Raw genomic sequence first — 18,323 nt, 5'->3', positions numbered from 1 at the left:
CCCTGATCAGACCGCGCGGACTTCCGTGACTTCTGGGACATAATGTTTGAGCAGTTGCTCGATCCCGTTTTTCAGCGTCGCACTGGAGGAAGGGCAGCCCGCACAGGCACCCTGCAACTGGAGGAATACGGTGCCCTCGTCGAAGCCGCGATAGATGATGTCCCCGCCGTCGTTGGCGACGGCAGGGCGGACGCGAGTGTCGATGAGGTCGCGGATCTGCGCGACAATCTCGGCATCTTCCGGGTCATCGCCAAAAGCGTCGTCATCCAGAGGTACGGCTATGCCCGCCGCCGATCCTGGCGCAAATAGCGGCATGTTGGCGGAAAAATGTTCCAGCAGGATCGACAGCACGTCCGGCTTGACGTCGCGCCATTCCGATCCGGGCGCTATTGTCACAGAAATAAAGTCGCCACCAAAGAACACGCCAGTGACATCGCCGAGCCTGAACAGCGCATCAGCAAGCGGTGAAGCTTCCGCCTCTTCAGGGGTCGCAAAGTCACGGGTTCCATTGCCCATGACCGCCTGGCCGGGGAGGAATTTGATGGTCGCCGGATTGGGCGTGAGTTCGGTCTCGATCAGCATGGCCGCTATGTGGAGATGTGCGGGGCTAAGATCAAGCGTTTCGGGAACTTCGCTGGCGGCTGTCGATTATTCGCAATGACCCAGCAGGAGAGATCAAATGGCGACCGAAAAAGATATTCGCGAACATTTCTGGAGCGATCTGAGCAAAAGCCCCTTCCTGATGGTGGGGCTGAATAATAGTCACGAGCATAGCCTGCCGATGACGGCGCAGCTTGATCGCGACGCGGATCATTGTTTCTGGTTCTATACGTCGCGCGACAATCGCCTGGCCCCCGGCGGCCCGGCCATGGCCCAGTTCGCGGCCAAGGATCACGGCCTGTTTGCCTGCATCAACGGCACATTGGTCGAGGAAAGCGATCCGGCGGTGATCGACCGTTACTGGTCAAGCCAAGTCGAGGCCTGGTATGAAGGTGGCCGCAACGATCCCAATCTGCTGATGCTGCGCTTTGACCTTGGCACCGCGGAAATCTGGCTGGCCGACCTGTCGATTGTCGGGGTGTTCAAGATGATGTTCGGTGGGGATGTTGCCAAGGAAATGGAATCCAAGCACGCTGAAATCTCGCTCTAACGTTACAATATGATCGCAGCGGCCGTGCCATTCCGCACGGCCGCTTGCTATTTGCCTGTATCTTCGCCATATGCGTTGCAGCGCAGCAGAGGGACCATGACGGTTCCACAGCGATTGGCAGCGTGATCGTCCGCAACCTGGGTGGCTGGAACAGCCGCTCAAGGACCACGGACCGGCCAATGAGAGTCTGCGCCAAGCTTGAGGCTTCCCTTTTCACGCGGGTCGTTTCGTAACCCGCCTCGCGCCCTTCCTGCGTCCGCAGAGCAAGTTGGCGCCAAGGCCGACTTGTGAGTTTTCTAAATGCAATTCAATGACTTTGGTCTGGCTGAGCCGATCATGAAGGCGCTTGCCTCCAAAAATTATGTGACCCCGACCCCGATTCAGGAAAAGGCGATCCCCGTCCTGCTGGAAGGCAAGGATCTGTGCGGCATCGCTCAGACCGGCACCGGCAAGACCGCGGCCTTCGCGCTGCCCAGCCTCGATTATTTCGCGCGTAACCCCAGGGCGACGCCGATCAAGGGCTGCCGGATGCTGGTGCTGGCCCCGACCCGCGAACTCGCGGCGCAGATTGCGCAGAGCTTCCGCGACTATGGCCGTTTCCTGAAACTGTCAGTCGAAACCGTGTTTGGCGGCGTGCCGATCAACAAGCAGATTCGCGCGCTGGCGGGTGGCGTCGATGTCGTCGTTGCGACGCCGGGTCGCCTGCTCGACCTGATCGACCAGCGCGCGCTGACGATCAAGGACACCGAAATCTTCGTCCTCGACGAAGCGGACCAGATGATGGACATGGGCTTCATCCAGCCCTTGAAGCGCGTCGCCAAGATGCTGCCGGCCGATCGCCAGAATCTGTTTTTCTCGGCCACCATGCCCAAGGAAATCGAGGCGCTTGCCGCCCAGTTCCTGAACAATCCGGTCAAGGTCAGCGTCGCACCGCAATCGACCACCGCCGAGCGCGTCCATCAGCGCGCGACCTTCGTCAATCAGGGCGAGAAGCAGGCGCTGCTCCACCTGATCCTGAAGAGCGAAGATATTGACCGCGCGCTGATCTTCACCCGCACCAAGCATGGTGCCGACCGCGTCGTGCGCTTCCTGGAAGGCGCGGGGATCGAGGCATTCGCGATCCATGGCAACAAGAGCCAGGGCCAGCGCACCACCGCGCTCCAGGCGTTCCGCCAGGGCAAGGTGAAGCTGCTGGTCGCGACCGACATTGCCGCGCGCGGCATCGACGTGTCGGGCGTGTCCCATGTCATCAACTTTGAAATCCCCAACGTGGCCGAACAATATGTCCACCGCATTGGCCGCACCGCGCGCGCCGGGGCCGAAGGCATTGCCATCAGCTTCGTGGCGGACGATGAGCGCCCCTATCTGAAGGCCATCGAGAAGGCGACGCGGGTCAAGCTGGAAATGGAGTCGCTGCCGGAGAATTTCATGGAAGCGGTGCGCAACCTGCCCAAGCCTGCCGCCCCCAAGAAGGGACCGAGCCAGACGCCGCAGCAGCAGGCACGTCGTGCCGATGGCCAGCGCAAATATCAGGACGGTCAGAAGCAGCAGCGCGGCACCCCCGACCGCGCCCATCGCCCCGACGCAGAGGGTGGCGAAAAGCGCCCCTTCCGCCGTCGCCGCAGCGGTGGTGCCGTCGGCGCGCATAAGGGCGCCGTCCAGCGCACCGGCGCGCCGCGCTGATTAAAGCTCCTCCCCTTGCCAAGGGGGCGTTGTGAGATTCGAACAATCCCATAAGACGCCGTCATTCCCGCGCAGGCGGGAATCCATCTCCCACCTTATCGTCTTGATTTTAGGTCCGGAGATGGATCCCCGCCTTCGCGGGGATGACGTAAAAATCTATGGATGGTGAATGTCGCAATGATCTCCTGTAGGGGAAGATTTTCGTCCCTCCCATGACCGTCTTTGTCAGTAGCCATTCAGGAAAATCCCGTTAGGCTCTCCGGCCTATGAGATTTTCCCCACGGCGCACCGCCGCTTCGCTGACTGTCCTCGCCCTGCTGCTGACGGGTTCGCCCGCGCCACTCGCTGCCCGGACCGATCCTGTTGCGGGCGGTGCGCTTGCGCCGCAGGTGCGGCCGTGGCTGTATGAAAATAGCGATGTGCCGATTGACGCGGCGTGGCGCTTTGGCACGCTGTCCAACGGGTTGCGCTATGCGATCCGTCGCAATGGCGTGCCGCCGGGGCAGGTGTCGGTCCGGCTGCGGATCGACGCGGGATCGCTGATGGAGCGGCCCGACGAACAGGGTTACGCCCATTTCATGGAGCATCTGACCTTTCGCGGGTCACGCCATGTCCCCGATGGCGAATCCAAGCGTATCTGGCAGCGGCTGGGCGTGACCTTTGGCAGCGACAGCAATGCGCAGACGACGCCGACTGGCACCAGTTACGCGCTCGACCTGCCGCAGGCGACGCAGCAGACGCTGGGCGAGAGCCTGAAAATCCTGTCGGGCATGATGGCCGATCCCAATATCATCGACAGCGCGGTCAATGCCGAACGCGCCGTCGTGCTGGCCGAACGGCGCGAGGGTGACGGGCCGCAGATGCGGATTTCCGACATCAGCCGCCTGCATTTCTTTGCCGGACAACCACTGGCCGACCATGCGCCGATCGGTACGGTCGCAACGCTCAATGCGGCAACGGCGGCCAAGATGACGGCGTTTCACCAGCGCTGGTATCGCCCGGAAAATGCGGTGATCGCGATTGCGGGGGATATCGACCCGGCGCTGGCCGAACAGTTGATCAAGGAGCAGTTTGGCGGCTGGACGGTGCCGGGCAAGGGCGCGCCTTTGCCCGATTTCGGCACGCCCGATCCCAAATTTCCCGCGACCCGCGTCGCGGTGGAGCCGGGGGTGCCGCTGGGCATGACGCTGGCGTGGTTGCGCCCGTGGAAACCGCGCGCCGACACTATCCTGTACAATCAGGACAAGCTGACCGACATGCTGGCGTTGCAGATCATCAGCCGGCGGCTGGAGCAGGCCGCACGCAGCGGCGGCAGCTTCCTGCAATCGAGCGTCGAGCAGCAGGATGTCAGCCGGTCGGTCGACGGCACGTTCATGACGATCATCCCGACGGGCGATAATTGGGAAAAGGCGCTGGCCGACGTGCGCGCCATTGTGGAGGACGCCAAGACCACGCCGCCCAGCCAGACCGAGATCGACCGCGAATATGCGCAGATGGACACGGCCCTGGCGATCCAGGTCGAAAATGCCGATACGGAAGCTGGCGCCAAGCAGGCCAGCGACCTGATCAGCGCGGTCGATATTCGCGAAACCACGGTCAGTCCCGACGCGGCGCTCAGCATTTTCCGGTCGGGCAAGGCGACCATGACGCCCGCCAAGATCCTTGAATCCACCAATCGGCTATTTTCCGCGGGCGTGTTCCGTACCCTGCTGGTGACGGGCAAGGCGCAGCCGGGGCTGGACGCAAAGCTCGCCACCGCCGTCGCCGCGCCGGTCAAGGCCGCGACCAATGCGCGGCTGGCGGACAAGCTGGTGACGATGGCCGACCTGCCCAAATTGGGCGCACCGGCGACTGTCGTGTCCCGCACGCCGATCGGCCTGCCGGGGATGGAGAGCATCACTTTCTCCAACGGGGTCAAGCTGACCCTGTTCGCCAATGATGCCGAAACTGAAAAGGTGCGGATCAATGTGCGCTTTGGCCATGGCCAGCAGGCTTTCTCGCCGACCAAGCCGGTGGCGAGTTGGGCAGGCGACTATGCATTGGTTGCCAGCGGCATCGGCACGCTGGGGCAGCGGGAACTGGACGATCTGACCAACGGTCGCCGCATGGGCATGGACTTTGCGACAGACGAGGATGCATTCGAGTTGCAGGCGGTGACGCGCCCGGCGGACTATAAGGACCAGTTGCGTCTGTTCGCGACCAAGCTGGGCGCGCCCGGCTGGGATCCTGCGCCGATCGCGCGGGTCAAGACCGGCGCGACCGTTGCCTATGACGCCATGACTCGTTCGGCCGACGCGGTGTTAAGCCGTGACCTCAGCTGGTTGCTGCGTGGCAAGGATGTGCGGTTCCGTACGCCCTCGCTCGCCGAAATCAACGCCCTGACGCCCCAGGCCTTCCGCGCGACATGGGAACCGGTGCTCGCGTCCGGGCCGATCGAGGTGCAGATTTTCGGGCAGGTGAAGGCGGATGACGCCATCGCGGCGGTGGCTGCGACTCTGGGGGCGCTGCCGCCGCGTCCCGATACGCCGGTACCAACGGCCAACCGGGCGATGCGCTTTCCCCCCCATGTCGAAACACCGGTCGTGCTGCGGCACAAGGGGGACAAGGAACAGGCCGCTGCCGTCATGGCATGGCCAACATCGGGCGGCTTCGCCCTGCAAAAGGAAGCGCGCCAGCTGGAGATATTGACGCAGATCTTCAACGATCGGCTGTTCGACCGGCTGCGATCGACCGAGGGTGCGGCCTATTCGCCCAGTGTCCAGAATAGCTGGCCTTTCTCTTATGAGAGCGGCGGCTATATCCTCGTGACCAGCCAGGTGCGGCCCGACCGGATCGGCTATTTCTACGATGTGGTGAAATCGACCGCGGCTGATCTGGCCAGCAAGCCGGTCAGCGACGATGAATTGCAGCGCGCGGTCGCGCCGATGCGGCAGATGCTGATGCGGGCAGGGACGGGCAACGCCTTCTGGATGAACCAGATGGAGGGTGCGACCCATGACGCCCGCTATGTCTCAGCGATGCAGACCATGGCGCAGGATATGTTGACCGTCACCCCGGCCCAGTTGCAGGCGCTTGCCGCGCGCTACCTGGTCCCGGCAAAAAGCTGGTCGGCGGTTGTGCTGCCAGAAGGAGTGGCGGCGAAATAGTGGATTTGGGAGCGATCTGTCAGCGCATGGCTTAGCGGATCGCGCGCAGCGCCGCGACGATCATACGGGCGGACAGGCGGGCGGTGTCCGCCGCGCTCAGGCTGGGGCGCGACAGGCTGCGATGGCCAAGGCCAAACATGCAGGCGAGGACAATTTCTTCCGCGCCGTCCAGCGCTTCGCCCGACAGGTCTGGATTGGCGGCACAGGCAAAGTCGCGGATATAGTGACGAAAGCGCACGCACATCGCGGCAATCGTGTCGGCTACGGGACGGTTGCGGAAACTTTCGGCCATGATGTCGAACGACAAGGCCTCATCCTTTTCATCGACGGTATGCAGCAGCAACTGATCGAACGTCTGTTCTATCGTCAGTTCGCCTCCGTTGAGCCGGTTGCGTAGCGCTTCCATGTGCAGGCAGCGTTCGTCGGCATCGGCCTGGACGATGGCGGCGATGATATCTTCCTTGCCCTTGAACAGGCGATAAATCTGCCCGACCGAAACTTTTGCCGCCGTTGCGAGTTCCGCCATCGACGTTTGGTGGAAGCCGTGACTGTCGAACAGGTCGCGCGCAGCCGCCATAATCCGCTCTTTACCCGTCTTTTCGGACGCTGGATGATCTTGCTGCACTGCGGTCATTTTTTACCCCTCGGTCTTTTTTCTCTCTTGAATTAGTCTTGGCATGATCCTACCTGCGGCGCAAGCGGAATGAACGTTCATTCCTACCAGTATCCTTTCAAAACGGAAATATGCGCGATGCAAAAGGGGAAATTCATCGGTTTGCTGGCGTGCGCGTCAGCGCTGGCGCTTAGTGCTTGCGGGGACAGCCCGCCGCCCGCGCCGCCGCCACCGGCCGTCGGCGTCGTGACGCTGGCGACTGGCTCCGCGCCGCTGCTTAACGAACTGCCGGGGCGGATCGTGGCGGTGGAAACAGCTGAAGTTAGGCCACAAATTAGCGGCGTGATCCGTCGCCGCCTGTTTGCCGAGGGCAGCGTCGTGCGGGCCGGGCAATTGCTCTACGAGATTGAGGATGCCCCCTATCGCGCTGCCGTCGCGCAGGCGCAGGGATCACTGGCGCGGGCCAATGCCGCGATCCGGTCGACCAGCTTGCAGGCGCAGCGCTACAAGGAACTGGTCGGCATCAATGCGGTCAGTCGTCAGGAATATGACAATGCCGATGCCGCTGCGCAGCAGGCGCGCGCTGATGTTGCAGCGCAGCGTGGCGCGGTGCAATCAGCGCAGGTGAACCAGAATTTCACCCGCATCCGCGCGCCCATTTCCGGCCGGATCGGTCGGTCGCTATTCACACCCGGCGCGCTGGTGCAGGCGGGGCAGGCAGACCCGCTGGCGACGATCCAGCGCACCGACACTGTCTATGTCGATGTCACCCAGTCCGCCGCTCAGATCATTGACCTTAAGCAGGCGATGAAGAATGGCGGAGTGAGCGGGGCGGATGGGGCGCGTATTCAGTTGCTGCTGCCCAATGGCAGCGCCTATCCGATCGAGGGTCGGCTGCAATTTTCCGAAGTGTCGGTCGATCCGACCTCGGGCGCGGTGACATTGCGCGCGTCCTTCGCCAATCCCGACGGGCTGTTGCTGCCGGGCATGTATGTCCGCGCAAAGATGATCGAGGGGCAACGCACTCAGGCGATCCTCGCCCCGCAGCAGGGCATCAGCCGCGACGCGCGTGGCCGGGCGACCGCGATGGTCGTTGGCAAAGATAATAAGGCGGAAATGCGCCAGGTGACCGTCGATCGCGCGGTGGGCGACAAGTGGATCGTCACCGGCGGTCTGAAGGCCGGTGACCGGCTGATCGTCGAAGGGCTGGTCAATCTGCGCCCCGGCACGGTGGTCAAGCCCGGCGCGCCACAGCAGGTGACGGCGTCCACTGGCGGGGCGCAGTAAATCATGGCCCGTTATTTTATCGACCGGCCCATCTTCGCATGGGTCATCGCCATCGTCATCATGCTGGCGGGCCTGCTCGCCATGCGATCGCTGCCCGTCGCGCAATTTCCTGAAATCGCGCCGCCCACGGTCAGCATCGGCACCAGCTATCCGGGTGCCAACGCCCAGACGCTGGAAAGCACGACGACCCAGATCATCGAGCAGCAGCTCAAGGGCATCGACAATCTGCGCTATTTTTCGTCCACCAGCGACAGCGCAGGCAATCTGACCATCACCCTGACGTTCGAGCAGGGCACCGACGCGGACATCGCGCAGGTGCAGGTGCAGAACAAGCTGGCGCAGGCCACCCCGCTCTTGCCGCAGGAAGTGCAGCAACAGGGGCTGCGCGTTACCAAATCAACCGCCAGCTTCCTGATGGTGATGGCGGTCTATGCCGATGACGGCATCCATGACCAGCAGGATGCGGGCGACTTCATCGCGTCATCGCTGCAAGATCCGATCAGCCGAGTCACTGGCGTTGGCGATACCCAGTTGCTGGGTGCGCAATATGCGATGCGGGTGTGGCTGGACCCCTACAAGATGGCCAATCTGGGCGTCACTACCGGCGACGTGAAGGCCGCGATCCAGGCGCAAAATGCGCAGGTGTCGGCCGGCCAGATCGGCGGCACACCATCGCCCAAGGGGCAGGCGCTCAACGCCACCGTCACCGCCCAGTCGCGGTTGCGCACGCCGGAGGAATTTCGTGCCATCCGCCTGCGCAGCAACAGTGATGGGTCGGTCGTCCTGTTGTCCGACGTCGCGCGGGTCGATCTGGGGTCGGAAAATTACAGTTTCGGTGCCAAGTTCAACGGCCATCCGGCGGCCGGTTTCGGCATCAAGCTGGCACCTGGTGCCAACGCGCTAGATACCGTCACGGACGTGAAGGCGCAAATTGATGCGCTGTCGAAGAATTTTCCGAGCTGGGTCAAATATGACTTCCCGGTCGACAATTCGACCTTTGTGAAATTGTCGGTCGAACAGGTCATCCACACGCTGGTCGAGGCGGTGTTGCTGGTGTTCGTCGTGATGTTCCTGTTCCTCCAGAACTGGCGCGCGACCCTGATCCCCACCATCGCCGTGCCGGTCGTGCTGCTGGGATCGCTAGCCATCCTGCATGTCGCGGGCTTTACCATCAACACGCTGACATTGTTCGGCATGGTGCTGGCGATCGGCCTGCTGGTCGATGACGCCATCGTCGTCGTCGAAAATGTCGAGCGGCTGATTCAGGATGAAGGCCTCAGCCCCAAGGAAGCGGCCAAAAAGTCGATGGACGAGATCAGCGGTGCGCTGATCGGCATCGGGCTTGTCCTGTCCGCGGTGTTCCTGCCGATGGCCTTCTTCGGTGGTTCCACTGGCGTCATCTTCCGCCAATTTTCGATCACCATCGTATCCTCGATGATCCTGTCGGTGCTGGTTGCGCTGGTCCTGACACCGGCCCTGTGCGCCACCATCCTGAAACCCGCCAAGCATGACCATGCGACGCAAAAGGGCTTTTTTGGCTGGTTCAACCGGACGTTCGACAAGGGCGTGGTGCGTTATGGGCAGGGCGTGGAGAAGGTCGAGCGGCGCTGGGGCAGGACCATGCTGGTCTTTGGCCTGGTCACGGTCGGCATGGCCGTTATCTTCCTGCGCCTGCCGAGCGGCTTCCTGCCCGAAGAGGATCAGGGGCGCATCATCAACCAGATTTCGCTGCCATCCGGCGCGACTATCGAGGAAACCGAGCGGACGCTCGACCGGGTGCGCGACTATTATCTGAAGGACGAGTCCAAGAATGTCGCGGCGGTATTCACCATTTCCGGCTTCGGCTTCGTCGGGCAGGGACAGAATGTTGGCATCGCCTTTGTGCGGATGAAAGATTGGAAGCTGCGCAAGGGGCATGACAACAGCGTCATGGCCGTGGCGCAGCGCGCCAACGCCGCCCTGCACAAAATCTCGTCCGCCATGGTGATCGCCTTCGTGCCGCCAGCCGTGCAGGAACTGGGCAATGCGTCGGGTTTCGACTTCCAGCTGCTGGATCAGGGCAATGTCGGCCATGAAAAGCTGCTGGAGGCGCGCAACCAGTTGCTGGGCATGGCGATGGCCGACAAACGGCTGGCGCAGGTGCGGCCTAACGGTCTGGAAGATACGCCGCAGTTGAAGCTGACCGTCGATCAGGCGGCGGCGGGTGCGCTGGGTATCGCCCAGGCGGACGTCAACGACACGATCAGCACCAATTTGGGCAGCAGCTACGTCAATGACTTCATTGACCGCGATCGGGTGAAGCGCGTGTTCGTGCAGGCGGATGCGCCGTTCCGCACGACGCCTGAGTCCATCGGGGCGTTGCATGTTCGCGGCAGCAGCGGCGTCATGGCACCCCTTTCCTCCTTCGCCACGACGGAATGGACGCAGGGACCGGCCCGGCTGGAACGGTTCAACGGCGTGCCGTCGATGAACATCATGGGCGCGCCTGCACCTGGCGTATCGAGCGGCGACGCGATGCAGGCAATGGAGGAATATGCCGCCAAATTGCCTGCTGGCATCGGCTATAGCTGGAACGGCATTTCCTATGAGGAACGCACGTCCGGCGGGCAGGCGCCCTATGTCTATGCGCTGTCGATGCTGATCGTGTTCCTGTGCCTTGCCGCGCTCTATGAAAGCTGGTCGGTGCCGATTGCGGTGCTGCTGGTGGTGCCACTGGGCGTGCTGGGCGCGGTCATCGCGGCGACGCTGGCGGGGCTGAACAATGACATCTACCTCCAGGTCGGCCTGATCACCACGATCGGCGTGTCGGCGAAGAATGCGATCCTGATCGTGGAATTTGCCGAGGAGAAGATGCGCGAGGGCATGTCGCCCGCTGCGGCGGCGCTGGAAGCGGGCAAGCTGCGGCTGCGGCCGATCCTGATGACCAGCTTCGCCTTCATCTTTGGCGTGCTGCCGCTGGCAGTATCGTCCGGGGCAGGGGCCGGTGGCCAGAATGCGATCGGCTGGGCCGTGGTCGGCGGGATGCTGTCGGCGACCGTGCTGGCCATCTTCTTCGTGCCGGTATTTTTCACTGTGGTGAAGCGGCTGTTCCGGGAACATAAGACCCATGATGCGGCCCATGAGCAGGCACCGCCTGCCGCGCCGCAGGAGGCATAAAAGATGCGTAACATCAAGGCGCTGGGCGCCATCACCCTGTCGCTGGCGCTGGCCGCCTGCGACATGGCTCCCAAATATGTGCGGCCCGTATTGCCGGTGCCGGCGACCAGTCCGCAGGGACCGGCCTATGGCGCGGCAGACGGGGCGGCGATCGTCCCGGCGGACACCGCCTGGCGCGATTTCTTCACCGACGCCCGGCTGACGCGGGTGATCGAAACCGCGCTGGCGAATAATCGCGACCTGCGCGTTACGCTGGCCAATGTCGAACAGGCGCGGGCGCAATATAAGGTGCAGCGGGCCGACTTGCTGCCGACAGTCGCGGCAGGCGGCAACGCAACCTATCAGGATTCGCCCTTTTCGCTTGCCGGGTCGGGCCGGACCGACATTTATCAGGCGCAGGTCGGCATTTCGGCCTGGGAAATCGACCTGTTCGGTCGGGTCCGTAATCTGAGCAAGGCGGCGCAGGAGCAATATTTCGCCAGTGTCGAAACCCGCAACGCGGCGCAGACCGCACTGGTTGCGGAGGTGGCCAATGCCTGGCTGACCATGGCGGCGGACCAGGAACGGTTGCGCATCGCCCGCGATCTGGAAGCTGCGTTCGGCAAGACGCTGGAGCTGAACCGCGCGCGCTTTGCCAAGGGGATCGCGTCGGAACTGGAAGTGCGGCAGGCGCAGACCAGCTATGATGCAGCGCGATCGACGATTGCCGAGACGCTGACTTTGGTGGCGCAGGACCAGAATGCGCTGAACCTGCTGGCGGGCACGACCGTCGCGGCCAGCGATCTGCCCGATGCTTTGCCGCCAGCCGGTGCGACGATCGACAATCTGCCCGCTGACATCGCGTCGGACGTATTGTTGCGGCGGCCCGATATTGCGGCCGCGGAGCATCAGTTGCGCAGCGCCAACGCCAATATCGGCGCGGCGCGGGCGGCCTTCTTCCCCAATATCTCGCTGACCGCTGCGTTCGGATCGTTGAGCCTGGGCCTGTCCAACCTGTTCGGGTCGGGCAGCCAATTCTGGTCGGTCGCGCCGTCGGCATCGCTGCCGATCTTCGACTTCGGCAAGAATAAGGGCAATCTAGCCTATGCCAAGGCGACCTATGATGCGATGCTGGCGACTTATGAAAAGAGCGTCCAGACCGGTTTCCGCGAAGTAGCCGATGCGCTGGCGCGGCGCGGGACGATGAGCCAGCAGTTGGAGGCGCAGACGTCGCAGCGCGATGCGGCACGGGTCGCCTATACGCTGTCGGACGCCCGTTTTCGTGCCGGGGTCGATCCCTTCCTGACGACGCTGGATTCGCAGCGGGCGCTGTCCACGGCGGAGCAAAGCCTGCTGGCAACGCGGCTGACCCGTGCTACCAACATGGTCGAGCTGTATCGCGCGATGGGTGGCGGGCTGAAATAAGGCGGCTTTGATCGCAAGGGGCGGGAGGTGCGCTGGCCCGTCCCTTGCTATACGGGGCAGGAGATTTTGGAGACTGTTCCATGACCCTTGCCACGACCCTGTTTCCCTCGCCCGTCGGCATATTGACTTTGGTGGCCAGCGACGCCGGGCTGGTCGCTGTCCTGTGGGAAGAGGATGATCCTGCGCGGGTGCGCCTGCCCGCGACAGGCGAGCGGCCCGATCATCCGATCCTGCGGCAGACCGCCGCGCAACTGGCGGACTATTTCGCGGGGGTGCGGCAGCAGTTCGACTTGCCGCTCGATTTCCGGGGGACGGCTTTTCAGCAACGGGTCTGGGCCGCGCTGCTGGCGATCCCGTTCGGGGAGACACGCAGCTATGGCGCGATTGCCAGCGCGATCGGCCAGCCGACCGCATCGCGCGCGGTGGGGGCCGCCAATGGCCGCAACCCGATCTCGATCATTGCGCCCTGCCACCGGGTGGTGGGCAGCAATGGCGCGCTGACCGGTTTTGCGGGCGGACTGGCGGCCAAGACATGGCTGATCGAGCATGAGCGGCGGGTGGTGGGGGATGCCCGGCCATAGGCTGTTGCGCCGATCGGGCGATCGGCCTAGGCTGGATGATGTAAGGAGTCATCGAAATGAACCAGCGTAACCGCTGAAGCGGCACGACAAATAGTAGCGGAGCAATCCGCCCTTCTGGCTCTGTTTCGAGATCATCATGCACAAATTGAACAAGAAGATTTGCGTCGTCACCGGCGCTGCGCGCGGCATTGGCCATGCGATCGCGGCGCGTTTCCATGACGAAGGCGCCACCGTCATCCTGACCGATATTGACGAGGAAGCGGGGGCTGCTGCCGCGTCGGAAATCGGCTGCCGGTTCATCGCGCTCGACGTGCGGGAGGAGGCGGACTGGCTGCGCCTGGCCGACTCTGTCCCGACGATCGATGTCATGGTCAACAATGCGGGCGTGACCGGGTTCGAGCATGGCCGGGTCGCCCATGATCCTGAACATACGACGCTGGCCGACTGGCAGGGTGTCCACCGGATCAATCTGGACGGCACATTTCTGGGGTGCCGCTATGCGATCGGCGCGATGAAGGCGCATGGCACTGGATCGATCATCAACATGTCGTCGCGATCGGGGCTGGTGGGCATTCCGCTGGCCGCCGCCTATGCCTCGTCCAAGGCGGCGATCCGTAACCATAGCAAGTCGGTAGCGCTCTATTGCGCGCAGCAGGGATGGCGAATCCGCTGCAACTCGATTCATCCCGCCGCGATCCTGACGCCGATGTGGGAAACCATGATCGGCGATGGCCCGGACCGGGACGCGAGGATGGCGGCTATGGTGGCTGATGCGCCGCTCAAGCGGTTCGGAACGCCCGATGAGGTCGCGACGATTGCGGTGATGCTGGCGTCGGACGAGGCGACCTATATGACCGGCTCGGAAGTGCATATCGATGGTGGCCTGCTGGCGGGTTCGGCCGCCGCGCCCGGCTGATCGGGATGCCATGTTGACGTCTTGATGGATTGTCCTGCGCCATCGTTGCGCGCTTGCATCGCTGGACAGGATCGGGGCACAAGGGCCGCGATGTCCCTTTCCCAACCCACTGTGACAGCCCGTCCCGATCCAACGCCGCCTTCGACCGCGTCGACATTCCGCATCGACATCTGGCGCAGCCTTGGTGATCGGCGGATCGCGTGCCGGGTCGATGCCGGGCCGGGGGTTACCGCCCTGTCCGGCCCGTCGGGGGTGGGCAAGACGACGATACTCAACATGGTCGCCGGACTGTTGCGGCCCGATGGCGGGCATATTCATGTGCGGAACGTGACGCTGTTCGACGGCGCGCTGGGCATCAATGTCGCACCCGAACATCGGCATCTGGGCTATATCTTTCAGGATGCCCGGCTTTTCCCGCACCTGCGGGTCCGTGGCAACCTCCTCTACGGTATCCGTCACTTGCCCGATGCAGCCGACGCGCTGGAGGAGATGGCCCGCTTCCTTGGCATTGCATCGCTGCTCGATCGCTGGCCATCGACCCTGTCGATGGGGGAGGCGCAGCGGGTGGCGATTGGCCGTGCCTTGCTGACGCGCCCGTCCTGCCTGTTGATGGACGAGCCGCTGGCATCGATCGACCGCGCTCGGCGCGCCGACATATTGCAGTTGGTCGAACGGTTGCGGGACGAAGTGGGCGTGCCGATCCTGTATGTCACCCATGATCTGTCGGAGGCGGAGCGCCTTGCCGCGCACATCGTCCAGATGGATTTTGAATGATGGCTGCCAGTCAGATCCTGCGCAGGATCATGTCGTGATGCTGGACCTGCCGCCCGATTACTGGCCGATCATCGCCTTGTCGCTCAAGGTCAGCGCGGTTGCGGTCGGGGCGATGCTGCCCATTGCGTTCGCGCTGGCCTGGATATTGGCGCGATGGCAGTTCCCCGGCAGGATGTTGCTGGACGCGCTGGTCTATCTGCCGCTGGTGGTGCCGCCGGTCGTCACCGGCTGGCTGCTGTTGCTGCTGTTCGGCGCGAACGGTCCGGTCGGGCGCTGGCTTGCGGACTGGTTCGGCATAACCTTGCTGTTCCGCTGGACCGGCGCCGCCCTTGCCGCCGGGATCATGGCCCTGCCGCTGATGGTACGGGCGATCCGCCTCTCGATCGAGTCGGTGGACCGACGACTGGAAGGCGCGGCGCGGACGCTGGGCGCGGGGCCGCTGCGGGTGTTCCTGACCATCTCCCTTCCGCTGTCCCTGCCCGGCGTGCTGGCGGGCGTGATATTGGGGTTTGCCCGGTCGATCGGCGAATTTGGCGCGACCATCACCTTCGTATCCGACATTCCCGGCGAAACCCGCACGCTGCCGATCGCCATCTACGCGGCGCTGCAAGCCCCCGGCGCGGAAGCCGTGGTCACCCGCCTTGCCATCGCATCAATCCTGTTGTCGCTGACCGCCCTGCTATTGTCCGAAATACTGGCCCGGCGCATGGGGGCGGGGGTCAGAAGCTATCGGGTGTAAACGCGGATCGACGCCGTATCACTGGCAAACTCACACATCAGGGGAAGCAGTTTGACTGTTTCGGAATGGCGCGCTCGGACGAGGAGACTGCAAAACACATCTTCCAAAATTTGGAAGGGGAATCTGGTGTAGCCTGATTGAGCCTATCTCGGTGTCCACCAAACCGGCAGCAGGCCACGGAAAGCGCCTTTGCGTTTAGTTCAGCGATTGCCAAGCGAGCGACTAGCGTGCGCAACTGGACGTCATCAAGCCGCTGTATTTCTTCGCCGGATATCTCGAACATATCGCTTCCTCACACAAGCGATGGGCTTTGAAAAGAACCCACACCCTCCCTCCCCAACGATATTCCAATTCAAGAACAAATGGGGCACGCCACTCGATAGGTTTTGCGGCAGGGGGGCGTTAGGCACGATGGGCAAACGTAGGAAAAGTGGCGTCACGGGGCCAAAGCCGGACGATTATTTCGCGTCCGGACCATTAGAAATGGCGCGGTTTGGCAACACGATGGTGATGCGCTCTCGTCTGACCGAATCACAACATCAAGCAATGCAAGCACGCATGGTCGAGCAGTTTCCCCAAGTTGTCGCGGAAATTGACGCGACCGTTGCGCGCATTGTCGATCAAATTGCCCGTCTGCCCGCTGATCGGTTGCTGCATCGTGGCTGGTGGGAGTTCGCCGCGCTTGCGATCACCGCAGGAAGCGCGGATGTGGAGGAAGCGGGCGCACTTCGTATGATCGACTATGTTCAGAGCATGGTCGCAGCAGTTCCGCCTGCTGTAAGCCAAGCGAAAGAACTCACCGACGAGGACTGGGCAACGCTCCAATTGGACATTCGCCGCTTGTTTGAGCAAATCACCATAAACTATCAATCTTGCCTGACAGCAACCCGCAAGACAGCCGATCCCAATCTGGACATGGCGCTCGAAGAGTTTCGCTTCCGCGCCGAAGGTATGTGGATGCATGTGCGCGGCGAACGCTATCAACCCCACGAGCGAATTGCGTTGGCTGACCTGTTGGCACCGCACTCGGACGTCTTTGAACGCCTCTTTGGAATCGATGCTCCGACCCTTGTCGCCGAATTTGACAAGATCCTCGTCAAGCTGACGAGCGGCGCGGGGGAAGCGATGCTGGCTATGAAGCAATTCCAAATCGACAGCGTGGAGCGCATGGAGAAGCTTGCCGAACTGCCGGGAATCGACACCATCGAGGCACTTCGAGAGAAATTGTGGGACGATCCCGATCTTGCTGCGCAGCGAGACTCCGTGATGGGTGAAGTGGTTGGAGTTGATCTGTTCGACATTGCAAAGATCACCAGTCTGCCAGCCGCTCTGGTAAATGAACTGACTTGGAACCCCGGCGAAGAGGGCAGCTTCTTGGCGCCCGGTAAATTTGCTGGTTGGCCCCTGCGTATCTGGCCGACGATGCTGCGCCCTTTTATCCGATTGGATGATCGGGCGCTCTGTTTCGACATGTGGAGCCTGTTCGACAACATCTATCGGGCATTACAGCGGATCGTTTGCCGATTGGAGCCATCCTATCGGGAGACATGGAATTCTCGTCAGAAGGCTGTGACGGAAGAGCTGCCATTCGCCTATTTCGCCAAGCTGTTACCGGGAATGCGAAGGTTCGATGCGGTCAACTATCTCTGGAAATCGGGCGCGGGAAAGCCGCAATGGCATGAATGCGACGGCCTCATAATCTATGATGACCATCTCTTTGTCATTGAGGTTAAGGCAGGCGCATTCACCTACACATCACCCGCCACCGACCTGGAAGCCCACCTATCATCGTTGAAGGGATTGCTCGAAGCGCCTGCAAAGCAGGGAACGCGATTTCTTGATTATCTTGAAAGCGCAGAAGAGGTTGCGATTGCAAACAATGACCGCATCGAGGTCGCGCGCATTCGCCGCGCGGATTTTCGGCATGTCACAGTCGTCGCCATCACTTTGGATGCGTTCACCGAACTGGCAGCACGGGCGCAACACCTCAAGGCTGTGGGGATCAACGTCGGTGCGCGGCCAGTTTGGTCACTGTCGATTGACGATTTGCGAGTTTACGCGGACCTGTTCGACAACCCACTGACCTTCCTTCACTTTGTCGAGCAACGAATGTTGGCAGCGCAAAATGAGCGGGTCGACCTCAATGACGAGGTGGACCATTTCGGTCTCTATCTGGCGCAGAACAATTACGCGCAGTTTGCGTCGGAATTTGCGCCCAAGGACAAGTTGAATTTTAACGGGTTTCGGACCCCGGTCGACGAGTTTTATGCCAGCATCGCGTATGGCGAGACACCGATTCTGCCCCGTCAGGAGATGCCAGACCGAATTGCGGAGATTGTCGAGGTGCTGGCTCGGTCAGACAAATTGGGGCGCTCTCAAGCTGCAAGTTTTCTTCTCGACGCGGGCGGCGAACTCCGTGCTTCCGTAGCGGATGGGATCGAAAATCAGCTAGAGGGCAACATACGCCTTGGCCGACAGCGCCCGCTCATGTTCTCCGGTGAGCAGCCGTTTTCAGTTTGCACGTCCTCTCAGGCGGTGCCGCGAGATGCAAACAAGGCGCTTGAATATGTCAGGTCATTGGTCGCTGCGAATGGCGAAGAATGCCGATTTCTAATCGAACTGGAATACGATGCGGATTCCGTACTGCGAGACGTCCACTGGCAGCACGTCAGCCTTTCGGGTATCGCGCCAGCCAGCGTCGTGCTCGCACACATAGAAGGTCAGAAATTGAGGCGAGTTAGGCTGGCCAACGCAAGAGCAGCGGGGAAGATTGGCGTCAATTCGCCTTGTCCTTGCGGCAGCGGCAAAAAATACAAAAAGTGCTGCCGATCATGATCGATGTCAGTTTGGTCAGGCTGATGCCCGATTGGTGCC

The 18,323-nt window shown here is 62.2% G+C and carries 13 protein-coding genes; 11 read left to right on the top strand and 2 right to left on the bottom strand.

Annotation, left to right across the window (positions count from 1 at the left end; genetic code table 11):
* Nucleotides 1-6: 6 nt before the first annotated feature.
* Nucleotides 7-582 carry a NifU family protein gene (locus D0Z70_RS10315; protein WP_119746009.1) on the bottom strand — a complete coding sequence of 192 codons (576 nt, stop codon included), beginning with the start codon at nucleotides 580-582 and terminating at the stop codon, nucleotides 7-9.
* A gap of 97 nt (nucleotides 583-679) precedes the next feature.
* Here D0Z70_RS10315 and D0Z70_RS10310 point away from each other — a divergent pair, with 97 nt between their 5' ends.
* The 3 genes from D0Z70_RS10310 to D0Z70_RS10300 all read left to right on the top strand — a co-directional run bounded on the left by D0Z70_RS10310 (nucleotide 680) and on the right by D0Z70_RS10300 (nucleotide 5,979).
* The gene (locus tag D0Z70_RS10310; RefSeq protein ID WP_119746007.1) at nucleotides 680-1,150 is read left to right on the top strand and encodes a pyridoxamine 5'-phosphate oxidase family protein; all 471 of its coding nucleotides are present in this window, start codon (nucleotides 680-682) and stop codon (nucleotides 1,148-1,150) included.
* Between the two features lie 300 nt (nucleotides 1,151-1,450).
* On the top strand, nucleotides 1,451-2,833 hold the full coding sequence (locus tag D0Z70_RS10305) for a DEAD/DEAH box helicase (RefSeq protein ID WP_119746005.1): 1,383 nt from the start codon (nucleotides 1,451-1,453) through the stop codon (nucleotides 2,831-2,833).
* A 266-nt stretch (nucleotides 2,834-3,099) separates the two neighbouring features.
* On the top strand, nucleotides 3,100-5,979 hold the full coding sequence (locus D0Z70_RS10300) for a M16 family metallopeptidase (protein WP_119746003.1): 2,880 nt from the start codon (nucleotides 3,100-3,102) through the stop codon (nucleotides 5,977-5,979).
* Nucleotides 5,980-6,010: 31 nt separating this feature from the next.
* On the opposite strand, the gene D0Z70_RS10295 is transcribed toward D0Z70_RS10300, so the two are convergent.
* A complete protein-coding gene (locus D0Z70_RS10295; protein WP_119746001.1) occupies nucleotides 6,011-6,613 on the bottom strand; it encodes a TetR/AcrR family transcriptional regulator in 603 nt (200 codons plus the stop codon).
* Between the two features lie 117 nt (nucleotides 6,614-6,730).
* On the opposite strand from D0Z70_RS10295, the gene D0Z70_RS10290 reads away from it, so the two are divergent.
* The 8 genes from D0Z70_RS10290 to D0Z70_RS10255 all read left to right on the top strand — a co-directional run bounded on the left by D0Z70_RS10290 (nucleotide 6,731) and on the right by D0Z70_RS10255 (nucleotide 18,284).
* Entirely contained in the window at nucleotides 6,731-7,879 is a 1,149-nt protein-coding gene (locus tag D0Z70_RS10290) for an efflux RND transporter periplasmic adaptor subunit (RefSeq protein WP_119746081.1), read from the top strand.
* Nucleotides 7,880-7,882: 3 nt separating this feature from the next.
* Nucleotides 7,883-11,035, top strand: coding sequence for an efflux RND transporter permease subunit (locus tag D0Z70_RS10285; RefSeq protein WP_119745999.1), 3,153 nt, complete (start codon nucleotides 7,883-7,885; stop codon nucleotides 11,033-11,035).
* A 3-nt stretch (nucleotides 11,036-11,038) separates the two neighbouring features.
* Nucleotides 11,039-12,439: an efflux transporter outer membrane subunit gene (locus D0Z70_RS10280; RefSeq protein ID WP_119745997.1), complete on the top strand. Its 1,401-nt coding sequence runs from the start codon at nucleotides 11,039-11,041 to the stop codon at nucleotides 12,437-12,439.
* 80 nt (nucleotides 12,440-12,519) lie between these two features.
* Nucleotides 12,520-13,020: a methylated-DNA--[protein]-cysteine S-methyltransferase gene (locus tag D0Z70_RS10275; protein WP_119745995.1), complete on the top strand. Its 501-nt coding sequence runs from the start codon at nucleotides 12,520-12,522 to the stop codon at nucleotides 13,018-13,020.
* A gap of 136 nt (nucleotides 13,021-13,156) precedes the next feature.
* On the top strand, nucleotides 13,157-13,936 hold the full coding sequence (locus D0Z70_RS10270) for an SDR family oxidoreductase (RefSeq protein WP_119745993.1): 780 nt from the start codon (nucleotides 13,157-13,159) through the stop codon (nucleotides 13,934-13,936).
* 90 nt (nucleotides 13,937-14,026) lie between these two features.
* Nucleotides 14,027-14,710 carry an ATP-binding cassette domain-containing protein gene (locus D0Z70_RS10265; protein WP_119745991.1) on the top strand — a complete coding sequence of 228 codons (684 nt, stop codon included), beginning with the start codon at nucleotides 14,027-14,029 and terminating at the stop codon, nucleotides 14,708-14,710.
* 37 nt (nucleotides 14,711-14,747) lie between these two features.
* Nucleotides 14,748-15,449, top strand: a complete 702-nt coding sequence (gene modB, locus D0Z70_RS10260; protein ID WP_119746079.1) for a molybdate ABC transporter permease subunit — start codon at nucleotides 14,748-14,750, stop codon at nucleotides 15,447-15,449.
* 411 nt (nucleotides 15,450-15,860) lie between these two features.
* Nucleotides 15,861-18,284 (top strand): YecA/YgfB family protein, encoded by a 2,424-nt coding sequence (locus D0Z70_RS10255; RefSeq protein WP_220475637.1) that lies wholly within the window; start codon nucleotides 15,861-15,863, stop codon nucleotides 18,282-18,284.
* Nucleotides 18,285-18,323: the final 39 nt, after the last annotated feature.

The sequence above is a fragment of the Sphingobium terrigena genome, assembly GCF_003591655.1.
Classification (GTDB): domain Bacteria; phylum Pseudomonadota; class Alphaproteobacteria; order Sphingomonadales; family Sphingomonadaceae; genus Sphingobium; species Sphingobium terrigena.
Note: the sequence above shows the minus strand (reverse complement) of the source record. Positions and strands in the feature narration are given on the sequence as shown.